Origin of the sequence: Paenibacillus sp. VMFN-D1 (assembly GCF_003386155.1) — a bacterium.
Classification (GTDB): domain Bacteria; phylum Bacillota; class Bacilli; order Paenibacillales; family Paenibacillaceae; genus Paenibacillus_AQ; species Paenibacillus_AQ favisporus.
Map to the genome: position 1 here is coordinate 818,115 of NZ_QRDU01000001.1, position 20,461 is coordinate 838,575.

Annotated in this window: 20 protein-coding genes; 13 read left to right on the top strand and 7 right to left on the bottom strand. The window is 53.9% G+C overall.

What is annotated here, in order from left to right; genetic code table 11:
* Nucleotides 1-10: 10 nt before the first annotated feature.
* The 4 genes from C7820_RS03915 to C7820_RS03930 all read left to right on the top strand — a co-directional run bounded on the left by C7820_RS03915 (nucleotide 11) and on the right by C7820_RS03930 (nucleotide 4,302).
* Nucleotides 11-1,165 (top strand): serine hydrolase domain-containing protein, encoded by a 1,155-nt coding sequence (locus C7820_RS03915; protein ID WP_116231622.1) that lies wholly within the window; start codon nucleotides 11-13, stop codon nucleotides 1,163-1,165.
* 239 nt (nucleotides 1,166-1,404) lie between these two features.
* Nucleotides 1,405-2,589: a hypothetical protein gene (locus C7820_RS03920; protein ID WP_116229828.1), complete on the top strand. Its 1,185-nt coding sequence runs from the start codon at nucleotides 1,405-1,407 to the stop codon at nucleotides 2,587-2,589.
* A gap of 311 nt (nucleotides 2,590-2,900) precedes the next feature.
* Entirely contained in the window at nucleotides 2,901-3,305 is a 405-nt protein-coding gene (locus C7820_RS03925) for a CBS domain-containing protein (RefSeq protein ID WP_116229829.1), read from the top strand.
* 43 nt (nucleotides 3,306-3,348) lie between these two features.
* On the top strand, nucleotides 3,349-4,302 hold the full coding sequence (locus C7820_RS03930) for an aminoglycoside phosphotransferase family protein (protein WP_116229830.1): 954 nt from the start codon (nucleotides 3,349-3,351) through the stop codon (nucleotides 4,300-4,302).
* Nucleotides 4,303-4,402: 100 nt separating this feature from the next.
* Here C7820_RS03930 and C7820_RS03935 read toward each other — a convergent pair whose 3' ends face one another.
* Complete coding sequence (locus C7820_RS03935; protein WP_116229831.1) at nucleotides 4,403-4,666, bottom strand: hypothetical protein; 264 nt, start codon at nucleotides 4,664-4,666, stop codon at nucleotides 4,403-4,405.
* Nucleotides 4,667-4,998: 332 nt separating this feature from the next.
* On the opposite strand from C7820_RS03935, the gene pdxK reads away from it, so the two are divergent.
* Nucleotides 4,999-5,811 (top strand): pyridoxine/pyridoxal/pyridoxamine kinase, encoded by an 813-nt coding sequence (gene pdxK / locus C7820_RS03940; RefSeq protein ID WP_116229832.1) that lies wholly within the window; start codon nucleotides 4,999-5,001, stop codon nucleotides 5,809-5,811.
* A gap of 112 nt (nucleotides 5,812-5,923) precedes the next feature.
* On the opposite strand, the gene C7820_RS03945 is transcribed toward pdxK, so the two are convergent.
* The 6 genes from C7820_RS03945 to C7820_RS03970 all read right to left on the bottom strand — a co-directional run bounded on the left by C7820_RS03945 (nucleotide 5,924) and on the right by C7820_RS03970 (nucleotide 9,654).
* Nucleotides 5,924-6,868 (bottom strand): hypothetical protein, encoded by a 945-nt coding sequence (locus tag C7820_RS03945; RefSeq protein WP_116229833.1) that lies wholly within the window; start codon nucleotides 6,866-6,868, stop codon nucleotides 5,924-5,926.
* 168 nt (nucleotides 6,869-7,036) lie between these two features.
* Entirely contained in the window at nucleotides 7,037-7,333 is a 297-nt protein-coding gene (locus tag C7820_RS03950) for a YxcD family protein (RefSeq protein ID WP_076171759.1), read from the bottom strand.
* A gap of 5 nt (nucleotides 7,334-7,338) precedes the next feature.
* Nucleotides 7,339-7,776: a hypothetical protein gene (locus tag C7820_RS03955; RefSeq protein ID WP_116229834.1), complete on the bottom strand. Its 438-nt coding sequence runs from the start codon at nucleotides 7,774-7,776 to the stop codon at nucleotides 7,339-7,341.
* 132 nt (nucleotides 7,777-7,908) lie between these two features.
* Nucleotides 7,909-8,475 carry a PadR family transcriptional regulator gene (locus tag C7820_RS03960; RefSeq protein ID WP_116229835.1) on the bottom strand — a complete coding sequence of 189 codons (567 nt, stop codon included), beginning with the start codon at nucleotides 8,473-8,475 and terminating at the stop codon, nucleotides 7,909-7,911.
* A 243-nt stretch (nucleotides 8,476-8,718) separates the two neighbouring features.
* Entirely contained in the window at nucleotides 8,719-9,282 is a 564-nt protein-coding gene (locus C7820_RS03965) for a beta-class carbonic anhydrase (RefSeq protein ID WP_076171181.1), read from the bottom strand.
* Between the two features lie 48 nt (nucleotides 9,283-9,330).
* Nucleotides 9,331-9,654, bottom strand: a complete 324-nt coding sequence (locus C7820_RS03970; protein ID WP_181908925.1) for an iron-sulfur cluster biosynthesis family protein — start codon at nucleotides 9,652-9,654, stop codon at nucleotides 9,331-9,333.
* A 123-nt stretch (nucleotides 9,655-9,777) separates the two neighbouring features.
* Here C7820_RS03970 and C7820_RS03975 point away from each other — a divergent pair, with 123 nt between their 5' ends.
* The 8 genes from C7820_RS03975 (at nucleotide 9,778) to mutS (ending at nucleotide 20,419) form a co-directional block, all read left to right on the top strand.
* A complete protein-coding gene (locus tag C7820_RS03975; RefSeq protein ID WP_116229837.1) occupies nucleotides 9,778-11,295 on the top strand; it encodes a carboxypeptidase M32 in 1,518 nt (505 codons plus the stop codon).
* Between the two features lie 209 nt (nucleotides 11,296-11,504).
* Complete coding sequence (locus C7820_RS03980) at nucleotides 11,505-12,515, top strand: ABC transporter substrate-binding protein (protein WP_116229838.1); 1,011 nt, start codon at nucleotides 11,505-11,507, stop codon at nucleotides 12,513-12,515.
* Nucleotides 12,516-12,540: 25 nt separating this feature from the next.
* The gene (locus C7820_RS03985) at nucleotides 12,541-13,311 is read left to right on the top strand and encodes an ABC transporter ATP-binding protein (RefSeq protein WP_116229839.1); all 771 of its coding nucleotides are present in this window, start codon (nucleotides 12,541-12,543) and stop codon (nucleotides 13,309-13,311) included.
* Nucleotides 13,312-13,337: 26 nt separating this feature from the next.
* The gene (locus C7820_RS03990; protein ID WP_116229840.1) at nucleotides 13,338-14,183 is read left to right on the top strand and encodes an ABC transporter permease; all 846 of its coding nucleotides are present in this window, start codon (nucleotides 13,338-13,340) and stop codon (nucleotides 14,181-14,183) included.
* A gap of 223 nt (nucleotides 14,184-14,406) precedes the next feature.
* Nucleotides 14,407-15,384, top strand: coding sequence for an aromatic acid exporter family protein (locus C7820_RS03995; protein ID WP_116229841.1), 978 nt, complete (start codon nucleotides 14,407-14,409; stop codon nucleotides 15,382-15,384).
* A gap of 265 nt (nucleotides 15,385-15,649) precedes the next feature.
* Nucleotides 15,650-16,210, top strand: coding sequence for an outer spore coat protein CotE (locus tag C7820_RS04000; RefSeq protein WP_116229842.1), 561 nt, complete (start codon nucleotides 15,650-15,652; stop codon nucleotides 16,208-16,210).
* 114 nt (nucleotides 16,211-16,324) lie between these two features.
* A complete protein-coding gene (locus C7820_RS04005) occupies nucleotides 16,325-17,584 on the top strand; it encodes a putative amidoligase domain-containing protein (RefSeq protein ID WP_258875112.1) in 1,260 nt (419 codons plus the stop codon).
* 63 nt (nucleotides 17,585-17,647) lie between these two features.
* The gene (mutS, locus tag C7820_RS04010; protein WP_116229844.1) at nucleotides 17,648-20,419 is read left to right on the top strand and encodes a DNA mismatch repair protein MutS; all 2,772 of its coding nucleotides are present in this window, start codon (nucleotides 17,648-17,650) and stop codon (nucleotides 20,417-20,419) included.
* The last annotated feature ends 42 nt before the right edge of the window (nucleotides 20,420-20,461 follow it).

The window sequence follows — 20,461 nt, forward strand, 5'->3', positions numbered from 1 at the left end:
GGAAATGGCTATGAGCAGTTTCGAACGTTTGACCCCGCTGTTCAAAAGGTATATGGAACAGGGAGGACCGGCTGGTTGCGCCTGCTTGGTGATGCGCAGTGGTGAAACGGTCTATGATGAGAAATTCGGATATGCGAATTTGGAAACAAAGCAGCTTATCCAATCGGACACCATCTATCGCATATATTCCATGACGAAAGTCATCACATGCGCAGCAGCTCTCCAGCTGTATGAACGTGGATTGTACCTGCTTGATGATCCGCTGGAGGAATATTTGCCCGAGTTCAAGAACCCGTCGGTATTTCGTCAAGATGAAAGCGGTAACATGGTGGCCGGCCCAGCGGCGGGTCCGATTCGCATCAGGGATCTCTTTACGATGACGTCCGGTCTCACCTATGGCGGCAGCGGATCGGAAACGGAGCGGTTAACGGGGCCGATTTATCAAAAAGCGACGGCGTCGATGGACGTGCGTTCTTTCACCCGCGCGCTGGCGGAAGTTCCGCTCGCTTTCGATCCCGGAACACGCTGGCAATACGGCCTGAGCCATGATGTGCTCGGGGCGCTGATTGAAGTGCTGTCCGGACAGACGTTCGAACAATACTTGAAGCAGGAAATATTCGACCCGCTGGGTATGAAGGACACTTCTTTCCGGATTAGCGAAGACAAGCGGGATCGTCTTGCCGTGATGTACAATCTTGCGGAAGACGGAACGCTATCGCCCAACAACTCGCTCGAAACTCCTTATCAACCGGAGTGCCGGTTCGAGAGCGGCGGGGGCGGGCTGTTGTCGACGATTGGTGATTACGCCCGATTCGCACAAGCTCTCGTTCGTGGCGGGGAATTGGACGGCTACCGGCTGTTGAGCCCAAGGACCGTTCAATTGATGGCGAGTAATCATTTAACCCCACAACAGATGAATGATTACAATTGGGGGCATTTAAACGGATACGGTTACGGGCTTGGCGTTCGGGTGATGATCGATCCGGCGGCGGGCGGCACAGGCAGCTCGATCGGGGAATACGGCTGGGCCGGCATGGCCGGTTCCTGGGTTATGATCGACCCGCAGGAAGACTTGACCCTCGTGTATATGCAGCAGATGCTGCCGAGCCGTGAGCCTTATATTGCGAACCGGATCCGCAACGTCGTTTACAGCGCGTTGGATTAAACAAACTAGAGATACGTCATCGGCTTTTTTTATATCTTTACTGCGGCTTACGTCATCTACTGGACGTAAGCCGTTTCTATTTCCGGGAGATGGCATAGTAGGTACCTTATATTAGTCTAAATGTACTTGTGTACTGGTCAGTTTGGCAGGGGGGCGATCCAGCCCTTTTGCCGCTTGTTGGAGAGCGAATCGCCGCCCATAATGGAAACGGGTCCCAATTCTGACAAGGAGCTGATGAAATGATGATGACGATCACCAAACGATCCAGTAAACCATCGAATGTCCGCAAATGGCTGTTTGGGGCAGCTGTTGGCCTATGGGGCATGATCGCCGGCAGCAATGTATTTGCGGAGCCGTCCACCCTGAACCCCCCGGAGATGCTTTCTTATTCGGACTTGAATGTTCATGCTGGTGATGTATTTGAACACGGGACCAACGCGATCTCCTATGCCGGAATTGAAGGGGATGAGGTTGTCGTCCATTCGATCGGCGCTTATGGTCAAATCAAGAAGGAAATCAGCTTTCCCAAACATGAGCTTGAATATATTGCGGAGTTCCACCACACCCAGGATCAGGGGTATATCGCTGGAGGTGGATCACAGATTTTAAAGGTAGGCGAAAAAGGGCAAAAGCAGTGGGCTTATACACTGGAGAAGGCGGACAGTTATATCGTTTCGGTGGATCAACTGAAAAACGGAAAGTATGCCACTGCAGTAGATACACCTGGAAGCACCTCCAATAGTCATACGCTGCATTGGATCGTATTTTCCGAAGCGGGAAAAGCCTTGCATGAAGGAGATCTGGTCGACGTTGCCTTCGAACGGATTCATTCCGTGCAGCACACGTCGGATGGAGGGTTTCTCATATCCGGCAGTGAGTACCGGGACGGGGAGAAGGGGCATGTGGTGCTGGCCAAATTCGCTCCATCGGGTCAAGTCAAGTGGAAGCAATCGATCGCCGTGGCAGACGATTCCCAAAACGTTGAAGTTTTGTCGCTCGCCGAAGGACATGACGGCAGTATCGTGGCCGCCGGCTATTATAACCATCCGAACCCGATCGATCCGATCCGGTATTTGACTACAGGCTTTGCGCTGTCGGTGGATCGCAGCGGCACGCTGCAATGGACAACGATACTTGATTCTGCGTTTGACCGCAGCATGGTGAACGATATCCAGCCTGCATCTGACGGCGGATTTATCGCGACGGGTAAAGTGAATGAGGATTGGCACGGGACGGTATCCCGACAAGGGGTTTGGGGAATCGCTCCTGACGGGGATACGTCTTGGACGAAAGTGATTAACCGTGCCAGCTACAATGCCGGTGAATTCGTTCAGCCTCTACAGAACGGGCAGACGCTGCTCATCGGCACTGCAGACGGAGCTTACAAGCTAATAAAGCTTGGTGCCGCCGCCCTTCAGAACTAGTGAAATCCATTGAAGTTTGACGATGTATACGAAAAAAAATGATCAAAACAAAGTGCCCATCCATGGCGTTATCGACGCCGAATGGGCTTTTTGCTTATGCGAACTCTCTCTGCTTTTTACAGGCGTTCACTTCCCGCTCTGATGTCCACGGACAGCGGCTTCATATCTGTTTCGCATGATTCGAAAGTTTTTTCTTTATTTCGAGTATGCTACACTTACAACAAAGGCACAGAGCGAGCGGCAAATCGCTCCTGTCCACTACAGACGCACTAGCAGCGGCGCAAATTGAATGAGAAGGGAGCTTTTGTTCGATGGAAATATCCGATTTTCTCTACCCCAAAGACAAGGTGGCTTACATCCATTCTTCTTCCACGATGCAGGAGGCTATGGACAAGCTGGAGCAAAGCCAGTATTCGGCGATCCCCGTCATCGATGAAGAGGGGAAATATGCAGGCACGCTGGCCGAAGGGGATCTATTGTGGAAAATGAAGAATACCCCCGGGCTGAGCTTTCAAAATTTGGATACCGTCAAGGTCCATGAGATTAAGCGCCGGATTAAAAATGAATGCGTTTCAATCCATGCGCATCTGGAAGATATGCTGGAATTGGCCGCCGACCAAAACTTTGTACCCGTCGTGGATGAAAACGAGATCTTTATCGGCATCATCCGCCGCAAGGTCATTATAGAGTATTACACAAGCAACATTAGTGATTGATCATTCGGTCAGATCTAGACCGGAACAACGGGGAATGAATGTTATGAACAAGTTCACAGCCATCCTGAGCAAGTATTACGGACTGGAGCAGGTGGAGGTTCTCCGGCAGAAGGGCGGATGGGCCGCGCTCGCCTATAAGGTGACAGAACCGGAAAGCCGCCGCTCCTACTTTTTGAAGGTATATGAAAAAGACAGATCGTCCACGCCCAAATGGACCGCGCGGATTGATCAATATGTACCCATCACGAGCTGGCTTGAGCGGTCTACAGGGCTGCATGGGAAAATACCTGTTCCGATAATGACGACCCATGGTCATTACCGTTGTGAAGATGATTATGGCATCTATCTCCTCTATGACTATATTGATGGTGAGACCATTGGGGACAAACCGCTGACACAGGAACAAATTTGCCAGCTCGCGGCAATCGTGGCCGAACTGCATAGCTGTGGTAAAGAGATGCCTGTTCAGTCCGGAAATATCGTGGAAAATTTCGAGCTGCCGTTTGCATTAAGCTTGAAAAATATTCTGATGACTAAGGGTGCCGGTCTTCCAGGGGATGTATATGATCTGCTGGGGCCATACCTTGAAGCGTTAAACCGGATGATCATCAATGCCGATGAAATATCTGCCGAGCTAAAACAGAGCAACCTTCCGCTTGCGCTGTGCCATACGGATATCCATCCATGGAATTTAATGCAGCCTCAAAGCCGCCGTCAACTGATGCTGATTGACTGGGAGGGCCTTAAGCTAGCTCCTGTGGAAGCTGACCTGATGTTTGTGGTTGACCAACCCTACTTTAATGATTTTATGCAGATTTATCGGCAATTTCATCCCGATTTCACGCTGAATGGCAGGACGCTGCTGTTCTACCAAATCAGACGGAAGCTGGAGGATGTATGGGAGTTTATGGAACAGCTGTTATTTGACCGTCAATCACCGTCAGAACGAACATCGACCCTTCAGAGTCTAGAGAAGGAACTGTTGGAAATAAAATGATCCATCGATGACTGGAAATTTCATCTTGGATGTTGATATATTCATACACGAGCTGAAAAGAGGGGGAAGCCAACCGGCGTCCTCCTCTTTTCATAAAAGATTAATTGCGCTGCAGCAGCAGGTACCCGCTGATATCGGAAGTCATTTTGCGGAATACGATTTTAAAACCTACATCATGATCCTGTAGACAAGCCAATGCAGTGCTGAGCAGCGCATTGGGTCTTAAGTCTTGCCTGCAGGGAGCAGCGCTGCCAATGACACGAGCAGCGACGATTCTGCGTGCAGAACCGGGAATCAGCGGGTTTCTGGACCAGCTGATCAGTACAAGGTCCGGCTGCCGGACAGCCTTCACACGACGGGGCATAGCGTCTCACCTCTTTTCTAGTAGTTCGCTATATTCAATGCAGTGGAGATAGAAAACGTGCTAGACAGGAACCTCACAAGACACGGGGATCCCTATCGCTTGCTTATAAAGGATAATAGCTGCAATAGATTGGCATTGTTTTAAGTTTTCAGGAGTAGGCTCATCAGTTCCATACAGCCATTGTTGAGGCGATGCCAACGATCCGGCTATTTTGAATGCTTTGGGTGCATCCTAAAATGGAGGTCGCTGGAATAACGCATTCGACAATTTTCTGGTATAATCAACTCAGTTTCAGAAAATAAGCATTCACGCAGAACAAAGGGGAAATTCACATGCCGAAGATTATGAAGACGTTAACCATTGCCGGCAGCGACTCCAGCGGGGGCGCAGGCATTCAGGCGGATTTGAAAACTTTCGAAGAGTACGGCACTTACGGTTTCAGCGCGCTGACCACGATCGTGACAATGGACCCGGACAACGGCTGGCACCATAACGTATATCCGGTGGATTCGGCTTTGGTTGCGGAGCAGCTGAAGACGGTCTTTGCCGGTGGACCGGTGGACGCCATGAAGACAGGCATGCTTGGCAGCGTGGACATCGTCCGCGTAGCAGAACAGGCGATCAAAAGCAATCAGCAGAAAAACGTGGTCATTGACCCGGTTATGGTCTGCAAAGGCGAAGACGAAGTGCTGAATCCCGAAAGCGCAGAGGCGATTCGCGACCTGCTTCTTCCGCTGGCCACGGTGGTTACGCCCAATCTGTTTGAAGCCGGCGTGCTGTCCGGCCTGGGCAAGCTGACCAGCATCGAGGAAATGAAGGAGGCGGCCCGCAAAATTCACGGCCTCGGTGCCCAAAACGTCGTTGTCAAAGGCGGCAAGGCACTCGGTGGGGACCGTGCGATCGACGTATTCTTCGACGGCAAGGACTTTACCGTCCTGGAGACGGACAAGATCGAACCGGCCTACAACCACGGTGCCGGTTGTACTTTCGCCGCGGCGATTACGGGCGGACTGGCGAACGGACTATCTGTCTCAGAGGCGGTGGCCAAAGCCAAAGATTTTGTGTCGGCGGCCATTCGCAGCGGATACCAGTTCAACGAATACGTGGGGCCGGTCTTTCACGGCGGGTATCGTCTGAACCGGTAATTTCGAAGCCAATGGGCAGTAGGCTGCTGTGGAGCCATAAAGAAAAAAAAGGATGCACATTCCCGGAATGTGCATCCTTTTTCATTCGTTTTTAGGCAGCGGGGGGGATTATTCACCGCCGATAGAAAGGCGTGAGCCGCTCCAGTCCGATCGCGCTGATCAGCATCCGCTGTTTTTTATTCCCGATCAGCTGCTGCGTCCAGTTTACGAATCCGCCGTCGCCGATGGCATAGGTGTTTCCTTGAATTTCGGTCACCAAAGTGAACTGGAGACCCTCGTAATACGCGTTTTCTGGTTTGACTGAGTGATGGGAAACGATCACGTCAACCGATTCCGTTTTGCCGGCCCCGGCCACCCGGCGCACCAGCCCTTCGGGATCCGCATACCCTTGACGGACTTGGATTTCAACGCTGATGGAACTGTGGAACAGCCGGTCGAAAATGTCCCGATATACCCGGATATGCTCCCAAAAGGAAGGGATTTCAAAGCTGTACGCTCCTTGGTCCATGCCGGAAGAAACCATGCAAAAGACATGAAAGTGGGGTACCATCCCGGGGGCATGAAACTGTTGAGCCCGCACGTGACGATGTGTCGTACTGAGCCGGACGTGGCGGCTCCGGTTATCCAGCTCACCGCTCTTTAACCCGTCGCTGATATGCAATGCGAGCATATTGGTCGCATCCGCCACAAGCTCGGTGCCCCTTAAGGCGGATATGACCTTGTTCTGGTCGACGGTGGCGACGACCGAGCACGACCCGAGCGGGGCGGCAGGAGAGAGCTGAATAGGCTCAAAAGCGTGCGCATCGGCGATTTCGAGCACGTCCAGCTCCAGCCTTTTTAAATCAAGCGCGGACACTTCGGCCGGTTTGACAAACCGGTTGTCATGGTACCTTTTCAGCAAATCGGAGGCATTCCCCGCTCGGGTCCGTTCCCTGAATACCTTCAGCAGCAGCGTGTTCAGCTCCGAACCCGACAGCCGCCTGCTTAATGTTTCCGATAACGTCCCTTGATCCATTGTATGTTCCGTATGAATTCTTTGGTTGGTTTCATCTGGCATCCCTGATCCCTCCCCTGAGCCAAACTGCACAGAAGGCAGCAGCCCCTAATTAGGGGGATTATAGGCAGTGGGTGGACCCCGTGTCAAGGCAATGTAGCGGCCAAGAAGAATCGGGACATCAAAAAGAAGGCCGGGCATCCAAAACGGACACCCAGCCTTCGCTATAAATTAATACGCCTGTTCAACCTCAACATCAACGTGAGCCGTGATTTCTTCATCCAAATCCAGCGTCACCTGCTCCCGGTAAGCCCGAATGTTATATTCGCTGTAGAGGTAACGCAGGATGGCTTCAATCATGTTGGACTCGACCAAATACTGGCTCCGTCCCTGTGCCCAAACCTCTGCGGAATATCCCGTTTCCTCGTCCCAGCTCAGCTCCACCTGCACATCCGTCGGACGGATCTGCTTACGCTCGGCGGTATGAAGACAAATCGCGTTCACGATTTCATCCATGGTCAGAATCAACATGATTAATACCGTCCGTCATTCGGATTCGGTCGCTTCCGGTTGCGGAACGCTCTGTATCCGGCCCGGATGAGCGAGAAGAGAACGTAAATGGCCAGCAGGTTGATGATCAATCCGAAGAGATCGCCCATGAATCCCATGTTGCTGAACATGCCGCCGAACAGAAGTCCGGCCAATCCGCCGATCATGAGTCCCTTCATAAAGCTGCCGCCGCTGAAGAAGCCGCGTTTTGCCGTTGTGCCGGCTGTACTCGAGGTGTTGTTGGTCGACTTTTTGACGTTGCTGTTCGGCGTCGACTTGCTCGGCGTGTTCGTGTAGGATCTTGTGCCAGATTTAAATCCGCCGCCTCCACGTCTGGCGTCCGCGTTATCCGGTACGGTAACAGCGAAGAAGAACGTAAACGCCAAAGCAATCAGCATCCACTTCTGTAAAGATTTTTTCATGGTTTGAAATATACCTCCCTGAGAATGGTGAAAGCATGTCTATCTCATAATACATTACGTACCAAATATCTTAAGGTTTCAAAATTAATTAAATTAATTTTTGCCGATAAAAGATGAATTATGTCTGATCATTCAATTTGACGGTTTGACTAAAACCGGAGGCTCGGAATAATCGCATTCTCTCAATATGCCCAGAACCCAGTTGCACCATTCCAAACCGGCTGCCGCATTAAAGATGCCTTTCTGGATCAGCAGGTGATCGTAAAACTCCCGGGTACCGAATTTCTTATGTTCCTCCGTCACTTTGCCCTGCATCGATTGGAACGATTCCAGCCGGCGGATGAAGTAAGATTTGCGGGATTCCACGATATCGATGGCGTTATCCCTGTCGGTCATCCACATGCAGAAGGTTTTCATCGATAATTCGTCGCGGGTCACCGGATCGGGAAGCGGTTTGTACATCCATTCCTTGAGCTTGCGGATGCCGCTGTCCGTAATGGAGTATACCTTTTTATCCGGCTTGTCGCATTGTTTCACCCAATGGGAGCTCAGCAGCTCGTTCTCTTCCATCTGGGCCAGCAGCGGATAGATTTGGCTGTGCTTGGCCTGCCAGAACGGCTGAATCTTGAGCATTACATCATATCCAGATCCGGGTTCCCGTGCAAGGAAAGCTAGTAGTCCATAGGAAAGTGTATTCATTAGCATATCTCCTATACGTGAGATGGTCTTTTCATCCAAAGTGTACACTTAAACTGTATGGTTTTCAACCTGAGCTCATTACTGAAAAGCATGGATCGGAACGGAAAAAGAAAATGATGTTCGTCTAACAATGATAAATCGAGTTTTGAGGCGCCGGTTCGGCGCTGGACGGCTGCCCGCTGTTCACAAAATAGAAAAAACACGGATGATGATCATCCGTGTTTTTGCAAATCCAAGCGTATTCTACTTATCGTAACCGTCGACAACCAGCTCGAGGTGGCCTGTTTTCGGATCGATGACCATGCCGTGAACGCTGCAGCCCGGCGGGAGAAGCGGGTGATTTTTGATCAGGCCCACGGTTCCTTTTACGCCTTCCTGTACGTTATCGAATCCGCGCAGCCAATCGTTCAGATTGATGCCGGAGTTCTCCAGCGTCGACAGCACCTCATCGGAGATGCCGCGCTCCTTCATATGCTCGATCATGACGTCTGCGTTAAGCGCCGCCATGCCGCAGTCCAGATGCCCGACGACGATGACTTCGTCAGCTTTCAGTTCATACAGAGCGACGAGAACGCTCCGCATGACGCTGCCGAACGGATGCGAGATGATCGCACCGGCGTTTTTGATGAGCTTCACGTCGCCGTTGCGGACGTTCATCGCTTTGGGCAGCAGCTCTACGAGGCGTGTATCCATGCAGGTGACGATGACGAGCTTTTTCTCCGGGAACTTGCCGGTAATGTATTTTTCGTACTCTTTACTTTCTACGAACTGCTGGTTGAACTCCAAAATCTGCGAAACGGTTGTCATAATGAATTGCTCCTTCCATTGTTGGGTAATGATGCATGATGTAAGGCGTCAACGCTTATCCACTAGCCTGATATTTTGACCGTACAGCTGCCCGTCTCCGGTAAGCCGGAACGATGGATAGTTTTTTTCGGAGTCCAGGTATAGATGCTCTTCGAAAAAAACCGCCTGCAGGCGGTGAATAATAAAATGCAGATGATGACTCTGTATTTCCACATCATCGGCTTCTTTGGCGGAAACGATCCAGAGTGCCGGCAGCCCGTTGACGCCGCAGCCGCAGCCTTCGGAATCGTAGGCAAGCCGAATTATGGCAGGCTCCGACCCGGCAAGCGACTCGATATGCTTTTTGGCAGTTTCGGTAACTTGGATAACCACGGCGGGTTTCAGGCTCCTTCCCTATGTAAAAAGGATAATAGCGTCTATTAAATATTGATTATACTTTCCAGTAAAAGTATCATCAAGAAGGAAGAAAAAATTCGGCGTGAGGTGAACCTAATTATGGAAAAAGAAGCAAAAGCGACATTGGACTCATTTCTCGGGCTGGTCCGCAAAATCAGAAGCTATGACGAGGCCATCGGCTTGATGCACTGGGACTTGCGGACGGGTGCACCTCGTAAAGGAGCAGAGCAGCGTTCCGAGGTGATCGGGATGCTGTCGGCGGAAGATTTCAAACTCCGAATTTCGGATGAAATGGGCTCGTATCTGGAGGCGTTGACCCGTCCTGATACATATGAGGCGCTGGACGATATTTCCAGAAGGATCGTTGACGAGTGTAAAAAAGAATATGACGAGAACAAAAGCATCCCGGCGGAAAAGTTTCAGGAATTTATGGTGCTGTCATCCCATTCCCAGACGATTTGGGAGGAGGCGAAGGCGAAGAGCGACTTTGCCATGCTGGAGCCGAACTTGACGAAGCTGGTGGGCATGCTGAAGGAATTCATCGGATATTGGGGAGTCAAGGGAACGCCATATGACACGCTGCTGGACCGTTATGAGCCGGATATGACGGTTGAGAAGCTGGACCAGGTGTTCAGCAAGCTTCGTGACCGGCTGGTGCCGCTTGTGGAGGCGATTGCGGCATCTCCGAACAAACCGGATACGTCGTTCCTGGACCAGCTGTTCGAGCAGGAGCAGCAGGCGAAGATGAGCCGCTTCATTCTGGGTGAAATGGGGTACGATTTCGAAGCCGGGCGCCTCGATGAGAGCGTACACCCGTTTGCCACCGGCTTGAACCCGGGAGATGTGCGGATTACGACCCATTATTTGCAGGACGACGTGACGAGCGCGCTGTTCAGCTCCCTGCATGAAGGCGGCCATGCCCTGTACGAGCAAAACGTGAGCAAGGAGCTTGCCGGAACGCCGCTCGCCCAAGGAACGTCCATGGGCATTCACGAATCGCAGTCCCGCCTGTGGGAAAATATGATCGGACGCAGCCGCGCCTTCTGGGAACGCTACTATGCCGATCTGCAGCAGCATTTCCCGCAGCAGCTGAAGGACGTGCAGCTGGATGATTTCTACCGGGCGGTCAACCGCGTGGAGAACTCCCTGATCCGGATCGAATCTGATGAGCTGACGTATAACCTGCACATTATTATCCGCTATGAAATCGAGAAGATGCTGTTTAACGAGGGGCTTGAGGTCAAGGATCTGCCTAAGGTATGGAACGAGAAATACGAGCAGTACCTCGGCATTACACCGCCAAGCGACAGCCTGGGCGTCCTTCAAGACGTGCACTGGTCCGGCGGGGATTTCGGTTACTTCGCCTCCTATTCCCTTGGCAACATGTATGCTGCGCAAATCATGAACACGCTGCGCAAGGAGATGCCAGAGCTGGATCAGCATATTAAGGAAGGCAATCTGGCGCCGATCCGCGAATGGCTCACGGAGAAGATTTACCGCTACGGCAAGAGCCGCAAGCCGTCCGAGATCATTTTGCAGGTGACCGGTGAAGAACTGAATCCGGACTATTTGGCCGATTACCTCGAAACGAAATATAAGGAAATTTATCAATTGTAATGCAGCGCAGGAACGCTTGACCTCAGATCCAACCATTCAAGCGTAAGCACAGAAGCACCCCTGTCACTTCCGTAAAGAAGCCCCGAGGCTACTTGAGGAAATGGCGGGGGGATTTTTGTGTTCGTCTGTGGCCATGTTTAACCCTTTGCTGGGCGCATGCATAAGATGGCATATGGCTGGAACGCGAAGAAGGATGGAGGACAATGACAATGAGAAAGGGTAAACGTGGATTCGCCCTGGTGCTTGCGGCGGTTCTCCTTTGCGCAGCCGTGCTGTCCGGTTGCTCCGGAAGCAAGGGCGACGTGAAGGTCAAAATCGGCGAAGTGACGCGCTCGGTATTTTACGCTCCGGAATATGTGGCGCTTGGGAAAGGCTTTTTTAAGGAAGAAGGACTGGATGTGGAGCTGCAGACGATTCCCGGCGGTGATAAGACGATGACGGCGCTGCTCTCAGGTGCCATCGATGTGGCCCTGGTCGGATCCGAGACGTCGATTTACGTATATCAGCAAGGTTCGGACGATCCGGTGATCAACTTCGGTCAGGTGACGCAGACGGACGGCACGTTCCTCGTCTCGAGGCAGGATGAAGGAGAGCTGGACTGGAATCAGCTGAAAGGGAAAACCTTCCTCGGGCAGCGCAAGGGCGGCATGCCGCAGATGGCCGGCGAGTTTACGCTGAGAAAGCATGGCATCGATCCGCATCAGGATCTGAACCTGATCCAAAACATCGATTTTGCCAATATCGCTTCGGCGTTTTTGTCCGGAACGGGTGAATACGTGCAGCTGTTTGAGCCGCAGGCCTCGATTTTTGAAAAAGAAGGCAAAGGGCATGTCGTCGCCTCATTCGGAGTGGAGAGCGGACATCTGCCCTATACGGTCTTTATGAGCAAGCAGAGCTATATCAAGAAGAACGGCGAGACTGTTCAGAAATTTACGAACGCGCTCCAGAAAGCCCAAAATTGGGTGCAGCAGCACACCCCCGAGGAGATCGCCGACGTCATTCTTCCTTATTTTAAGGACACCGATAAGGATATCGTCGTCTCGGCGGTCAAACGGTATAAGGATCAGGGAACGTACGCGGCGGATCCCGTCGTGGATGAGACGGAGTGGAACAACCTGCTGGATGTCATGGATCAGGCTGGCGAACTGAAAGAGAAGGTGCCTGCATCCGCCATCGTGGACAACAGTTTTGCCGAAAAGGCCAAATCGTCCGTGAAATAATGGTTATGGAAAGGAGATCGTGCGCATGGAGCCGGTAGTCGAACTTAAAAATTTGACGCATGTATACGTTAACGACCGGGAAGCTTCGCTTGCTGTCGAAGGATTGAATCTGACGGTACATCCCGGAGAGTTCATCAGCCTGGTCGGACCGAGCGGATGCGGAAAAACGACGATTCTGTCCATGATCGCCGGGCTCTTGCATCCGACGAACGGCGAGGTGCTTGTCTATGGGCGGAAGGTGGAGGGGCCTTCCCCGGATGTCGGGTATATGCTGCAGCAGGATTATTTGTTCCCTTGGCGCACGATCCTTCAGAACGCGGCCATCGGGCTTGAGGTAACCGGGCGCCTGCAGCGGGAATCGATGGATCACCTGACGCAGCTGCTTGACGAGATGGGACTGGAAGGAACGGGGAGCCTGTACCCGCAGCAGCTGTCGGGCGGGATGAGGCAGCGGGTTGCCCTGGTACGGACGCTGTCAACCGATCCCGGACTGCTGCTGCTCGATGAGCCCTTCTCGGCGCTTGACTATCAGACCAAACTGCAGCTTGAAGATTTAATTGCCGGGACGCTGCGGGAAAAGAACAAGACGGCCATTCTGGTCACGCACGATTTATCCGAGGCCGTGGCCGTCAGCGACCGGGTCGTTCTGCTGGGCAAAAATCCCGGCCGAATCCGCCGTACCTTTGAAGTGCCCGTGCACATCCGGGAGACACAGCCTTTCTATGCCAGAAAGGAGGAAGGTTTCAATGAATTGTTTCACGAAATCTGGCGCGAGATGGAGTCGGAGGAAGACTGATAAACGGAAGAAGGGAGGCGGCGCGTATGAACAGCGTGCTTAGATCGGATGAAGTGATCCGGAGGAACCGGGGTTCCAGCCTCGATGCTCTGCATACAGCTCATTTGCGCCGCCGGCGCAAGCTGCGGGCACAGGTACTATCTGTGCAGATGGCCATTCTTGTGCTGTTCTTTGCCTTATGGGAAGTTGCCGGACGTTTGAAATGGATCGACGTGCTGCTGTTCAGCTATCCAAGCAAGGTGTTCGCGCAAATTTGGAAGGATGCGGTCAGCGGTGAGCTGTGGGGACATTTGGGCGTGACAGTGGGCGAGACGGTCGTCGGATTTTTGCTGGGAACGATCGTGGGGACGCTGCTGGCTGTTCTGATCTGGTGGTCGCCGTTTCTTTCAAAAGTGCTGGATCCGTATATGGTCGTGTTCAACAGCATGCCGAAGGTGGCGCTCGGTCCGATCTTCATCGTGATGTTCGGCGCAGGCTTTATGGCCATCACCATTACGACGCTGTCGATTACCGTTATTGTGACAACGCTGGTCGTTTATAACGCATTCAAGGAAGTGGACCCGAATCTGGTCAAGGTCGTCCGCACGTTTGGCGGAACCCGGAGGCAGATATTCAACCAGGTCATCCTCCCGGCGTCGTTTCCAACCATCATTTCCACGCTGAAGGTCAATGTGGGCATGGCATGGGTCGGCGTGATCGTCGGCGAGTTTCTTGTCGCAAAAATAGGTCTCGGTTATTTGATCATTTACGGGTTCCAGGTGTTCAACTTTACGCTGGTACTTGCCAGCCTGATGATCATCGCGGTCGTCGCCACGGCTATGTACCAGCTGGTCGTTTATATTGAAAGAAAGCTGCTTGCGCATCGGCAATAGGGAGCAGCCTTGAAGGGCCGGAACTGCGGGGACGGGAAAGAGAAGATAGGTGCGGATATACTTGCTGTGGCATAGAGTCTTTGCGCTTTCCCGGACCCAGCCTCACCGGCTTTTGATTAACATTGAATGTATTTCTGAAAATTTCATATCCATGTCACGTTGTGTGAAGCATCAAAATCAAGTACCATGAAATACGTCAACATGTATAGAGAGAGGCGGTTTCATGGGTTTTCGTATTATTAAAACGGCTATTGCAACGCTGATGGCGATTCTGGTCTCGGATGCCTGCGGCGTGACGGGACCGCTGTCGGCGGGGATTCTGGCCGTGCTCGGGGTCGATGTGACGCGAAAAAGGAGCCTGAAGACGGTATCCGCACGTTTTTTCGCCTCGCTGCTGGGACTGTTTTTTGCCTGCATTTTATTTGAACTGCTTGGTTTCCATTACTGGGTGCTCGCGATATATATTCTGATCGCCTTTCCGGCCATCACCCGGGCGAACTTCAAGGAAGGCATCGTTACCAGCTCGGTCGTAGTGTTCCGGGTGTTTGGCAGTGCGGAAGTCAGCACGGATGTCATTGTGACGCAAATTGAGCTGCTCGTGATCGGGCTTGGCTCGGCCATGCTCGTCAATATGGTGTACATGCCCCCGGCTTCAGAGCAAATGACGTCGATCCGCAGGCGGGTGGATGAGCAGTTTTCGAAAATCTTCAGACAGATCGCACTAACCCTTCGCGACCCTTCCTACGTATGGGACGGGCATGAACTCATCGCCGCGGGAAAAGCGATTCAGAGCGGCAAGGAAGCCGCGAGCAGGGAGATGGAAAACCAGGTGCTGCACCCTGACGAGTCGTGGACCATCTATTTTTATATGAGAAAAGAGCAGCTGGAGTCGATCCAAAATATGCTGCAGCTCATTTCCCACGTCTATCAGAAGCTGCCGCAGGCGGATGACGTAGCCGAGCTGTTCGAACAGCTCAGCCGGGACGTTACGGAGGAAAACTACACGGGACGCACGGAGAAGCTGCTGGTCGCCCTCGAGAAGAAATTTAAGGAAATGGAGCTTCCGGCGACGCGGGAGGAGTTTGAAGTCAGATCGGCCATTTTGCAGCTGATACGTGAGCTGGGACAATATTTGAAAATCGCGAAAAAAAATAAGACGCCGGCACCGGGCAAGTTACGAAAACCCTCTGCCGGGTCCTGAAAACGCAAAGAAACCCCTTGGCAGCTGCCAAGGGGTTTTTATACAATGAAAGCCGCATAAAGTAGAGTGACGTAAAGTTTCAGACTAGATTAAAAGGGCCGTAAAATCCAGGCCAGCCAAGGTATTTCGGCGCTCGCGTCATAGCATTATTCCTATTCTAGCCGGGCGATCACAATAATATTTCATTCATTTATGCTCGTTTAATCAACAAATGCCTATGTCCTGCATACACTTAAGTGAATGATTGTATGGAGGAGGTTCAAAGATGTCATTAAGCGATAAACATCAATGTAGAGAGATCATCACGAAAGCGATCTGCGGCAAGGGTCGTAAGTTCTCTACCGTAACACATACCGTGACTCCGCCTCATAATCCTACCAGTATTTTGGGGGCATGGATTATAAACCATCAGTACGAAGCGGTTGCCGCAGGCGACGGAATTGAAGTTATTGGTACTTACGATTGCAACATCTGGTATTCCTACGACAAAAACTCCCAAACTGACGTTGCCAAAGAAACGGTATCTTATGTAGAATTCGTACCGCTGTCTTACCTGGATCCGAAACACCGGGCTTCAACCGTCGAAGTCTCTGCGGAGGCCACGCAGGAGCCGAGCTGCGTTGAAGCCAGTGTCTCTTCGGGAGGCGGCAATGTCATCATCCGCGTGGAGCGGGAATTCGCGGTCGAGCTCGTCGCCGAGACCAAGGTGCGTGTTTTGGTGTGCAGCCGCGGCCATGGCGACTATGACGACAAAGAGTTCGAGTTCGCCGGCGACGATGGGGACTATGAGGATCTCGATCCCGATTCCCTTGATGATGAGCTGTAATTCGTAGAGCAAGGAAAAGAGGTATGATGTACTATATGCCGGGAGAGCGGCGGCGAAGAGGGCGGATGCCCTCCTTTTTTTATTTTATTTTCAGCGGGTGAGGTGGGGATGAGGGTGACAGAGGAGGAAAAAGAAGCCCGGTATGCAAGCTGGCCCGACCGGGTCAAACATGCCCGTCTGGTCCGCTCCGGCATCAGCTCCCTCCTGCTGCCGGAAGAGGACGCGGCTGCCCGGGAATCCGCCCGATTCCGTCGAAGATACGCCGTTAACGTCGCTTGCCTGCAGGCCGTCGACTTGAAGCGCGTCGAGGGAAGCGCAGACGGCTTGCGTGTTCCCGTCGGTTCGGCCCACGCGGGTGAGGCACCGCTCATCGGGCTGTATGCCCGCCTGGAGAAGGCGGCGGTGCGGGCCCTTTATACGCTTGGTCTGGACTCGGGCGAAGTCGTGCTGGCTTCCTCCGGAGAGCGGAAGTTCGGCGTTGAGCGTGTCACGCCTTCCTCCGGAATCAAAGATCCGCGCATCAAGGCGCGTTATGACCGGGCGGAGACGGAGCTTGCCCGCCGGCTGCGGCGGGAAGAGGAGGAAGGGATCCGCCTCGTGATGGGCATGGATCCGGAGTTTGTGCTTGTGGATGCGGGCAGCAACGAGATGGTTCCCGCATCCCGGTTTTTGGACCGGGAGGGGGAGGTCGGCTGCGACGCCGTCCACGGCGAGGGCTTTACGACCTTCCCCATCGCCGAGCTTCGCCCGGATCCAAGCGGGGACCCCACCGGTCTGCTCAAGCGCCTGATGTTCACGATGCAGGCCGCCGGCCGGATGATCGGGGACCGGTCGCTCATCTGGCAGGCGGGGGGCATGCCCAGACCCGGTTTGCCGCTCGGCGGGCATCTGCATTTCAGCGGCATTGTGCTTACCCCGGAGCTGCTGCGGGCGCTGGATAACTATTTGACGCTGCCCGTCTCGCTGCTCGAAGACGAGAACAGCCGGGCGCGGCGGCCCAAATACGGCTATTTGGGCGACTTTCGCCGCCAGCCGCACGGCGGCTTCGAATACCGCACACTGCCGAGTTTTCTCGTGTCCCCCCTGCTGGCCAAAGGGGTGGTGTACCTCTCCTATTTGATCGTCAGCCATTACAGAGAGCTGAAGATGCGGCCGCTGGACGCGAGCGAGCGGGTGCACCGGGCGTATTACCGGGGTGACCGCGAGGTGATGAAGCCAGCTGTTCGGCCGCTGCTCAGAGAGATCCGGCAGCTGCCGGATTACGGCAATTACGCCGGCTCTATCGAACCGCTCCTGGCACATATCGAGCGGGGAACAACATGGAACGAGAGCAGGGATATCCGGCCGCTGTGGAACATTCCGGTCGAACCTTGATTCCCGCCCACTTACTTTCTGTTATAATAGGGCGTGAGCACAAGTGAAGTCTGGAGGTACCTCATGGCCAAGTATACGCCAATGATTGAACAATATTTGGAAATCAAGCAGCAAGCCCAGGATGCGTTTTTGTTTTTCCGCCTGGGCGATTTTTACGAAATGTTTTTCGAGGACGCCTTAAAAGCCTCCCGGGAACTGGAAATTACGTTAACCGGCCGGGAAGGCGGCGGGGACGAAAAAATCCCGATGTGCGGGGTTCCCTACCATTCGGCTGAGAGTTACATACAGCGGCTGATCGAGAAGGGCTACAAAGTGGCCATTTGCGAGCAGCTGGAAGACCCGGCGGTGACCAAAGGCATGGTCAAGCGCGGCATCGTCCGCGTCGTGACGCCGGGGACGATCATGGAAGGCAAAAACGTAGCCGACAAATCCAACAACTATTTGGTATGCGTGACCGAGACCGACCGCATGATGTCGCTGGCGGCCTGCGATCTGACGACAGGCGAGCTGTACGTCACTTCCATGCCCGCATCCGTGGAGTGGCTGCGCGACGAAATCGGCATCTACGAACCGGCGGAAGTGATCGGCGACCCGAAGATGCTGGATTTGATCAAGGCGGAACAGCTCCAGTGGAGCCGGCCGGTCGTCTACACGTCATGGGAAAAAAGGGAGGAGCAGACGGTCCGCGCGCAGTTCGGCGAATCGGCCTGGGCCCGGCTCGATCCGGAGCGGCAGGCATGCGTGGCCGTGCTTATTTCGTACCTGAGCGAGACGCAGCGGCGTTCGCTCGGCCAGCTGACGCAAATTTCGCCCTATGAACCCGGCCATTACATGATTCTCGATCCGTTCACGCGGCGAAACCTGGAGCTCGTCGAGACGGTGCGCGACCGATCCAAGAAAGGGTCGCTGCTCTGGCTGCTGGACCGGACCGAAACGTCGATGGGGGCCCGGCTGCTGCGCAGATGGATCGACAAGCCCCTTCTGCACCGCGGGCCGATCGAAGAGCGCCTGGAAGCCGTGGAGCATCTCTACAACCAGTTTATCCTGCGGGAAGACCTGCGGGCTGCGCTGAAAGACATTTACGATCTGGAGCGGCTGGTCGCAAGAATCGCTTTCGGCAATGCGAACGGGCGGGATCTGAACGCCCTCAAGCTGTCGCTGGCGCAAATTCCTTCCTTGAAGGAACTGTGCGCGTCGTCGGCGTCTTCCACCCTGCGGAAGCTGGCGGCGGAGATGGACGAATGCCGCGATCTTTATGAAGCGATCGACGCGGCGATCGTCGACGATCCGCCCGTATCTGTGAGGGACGGCGGCTTGATCAAGCCGGGCTATCACGATCATCTGGACGAGCTCAGAGAAGCCAGCGTGAACGGCAAACGCTGGATCGCCGAGCTTGAGGCCAAGGAGCGTGAAGCGACGGGTATCCGCTCACTGAAGGTCGGATTCAACAAAGTGTTCGGGTATTACATTGAAGTGACCAAATCCAACCTGGGCACCCTGCCGGAAGGCCGGTACGAACGGAAGCAGACGCTGGCCAATGCCGAGCGGTTCGTCACGCCGGAATTGAAGGAGAAGGAGGGGCTCATTCTCGAAGCCCAGGACAAAATGGTGGACCTCGAATATTCCCTCTTCAGCGGACTAAGGGACCGGCTGAGCGCGGAAATCCCGCGGCTGCAGGCACTCGCCGAGAAGGTCGCCGTCACCGACGTCTATCAGTCGCTGGCAGCCGTCAGCGCGGAGCAGGGCTTTGTGAAGCCCAAGCTGACCGAAGGTTATGACCTGGTCGTAGAGAACGGGCGTCATCCGGTGGTCGAGGCGGTGATGAAGGATGCCTCCTTCATTGCCAACGGGACCCGGCTGACCCGGGAGGAAGCGGCGATTCTGCTCATTACCGGGCCGAATATGGCCGGAAAGAGTACGTATATGCGGCAGGTGGCGCTGATCTCGATCATGGCGCAAATCGGGTGTTTCGTGCCGGCCAAGGCGGCGGAAATTCCGCTCGTTGACCGGATCTTTACCCGGATCGGAGCGGCGGATGACCTGATCGGCGGCCAGAGCACGTTCATGGTGGAAATGGCCGACATTCAGGTCATGACCGAAAAAGCGACGCCGCGCAGCTTGATCATTATCGACGAGCTGGGCCGGGGCACGTCGACCAGCGAAGGCATGGCCATCGCCCAGGCGGTGATCGAATATGTCCACGATACGATCGGCTGCAAGGCGCTCGTATCGACCCATTTTCACGAGCTTGCGCATTTGGAGGACAGCCTGCAGAGCCTGCGCAATTACTCCATGGCGGTGCAGGAGAGCGGCGACAAGGTTCACTTCCTGCGGAAGCTGATCGCCGGGCCTGCCGGCAGCAGCTACGGCATCTACTGCGCCCGGCTGGCCGGATTGCCGTCGTCCATTATAGGACGGGCATACACGCTGCTGCAGGGCCTTGAGGAAAGCGCAGCCCAGACGGCTGCGGCCGCAGAAGCGACCAAGGCTGAACCGCCGGTACAGCTCAGGGAGCGGGCGGATGCTGGCGAATGGGAACGTTCGCTGACGGATACGGAAGCAGGGCACGCCGAACCGGCCGTCGGAGCTTCCGTTCAGGAGCCGGCTTCAGGCCGGGGAGAGTCAAACGTTGCGGAAGTCGTACAGCTCTCGATCTTCGGGGATGAGGAGCTGGAGCCGGTGAAGCGAAGCGCTGCCGCTCCTGAACCGCAGCCGGTTCATCCAGCGGTAACGCAAATTTTGGAATCGGTGAAAAGCGCCGACGTCATGAACATGACGCCGCTGCAGGCCATGCAGCTGCTGAACGAGCTGAAAATGAAGGCAAAGGATCTGTAAACAAGTGGGACAAGGCCGATTGTCCGTTCATATCTTTTTTGA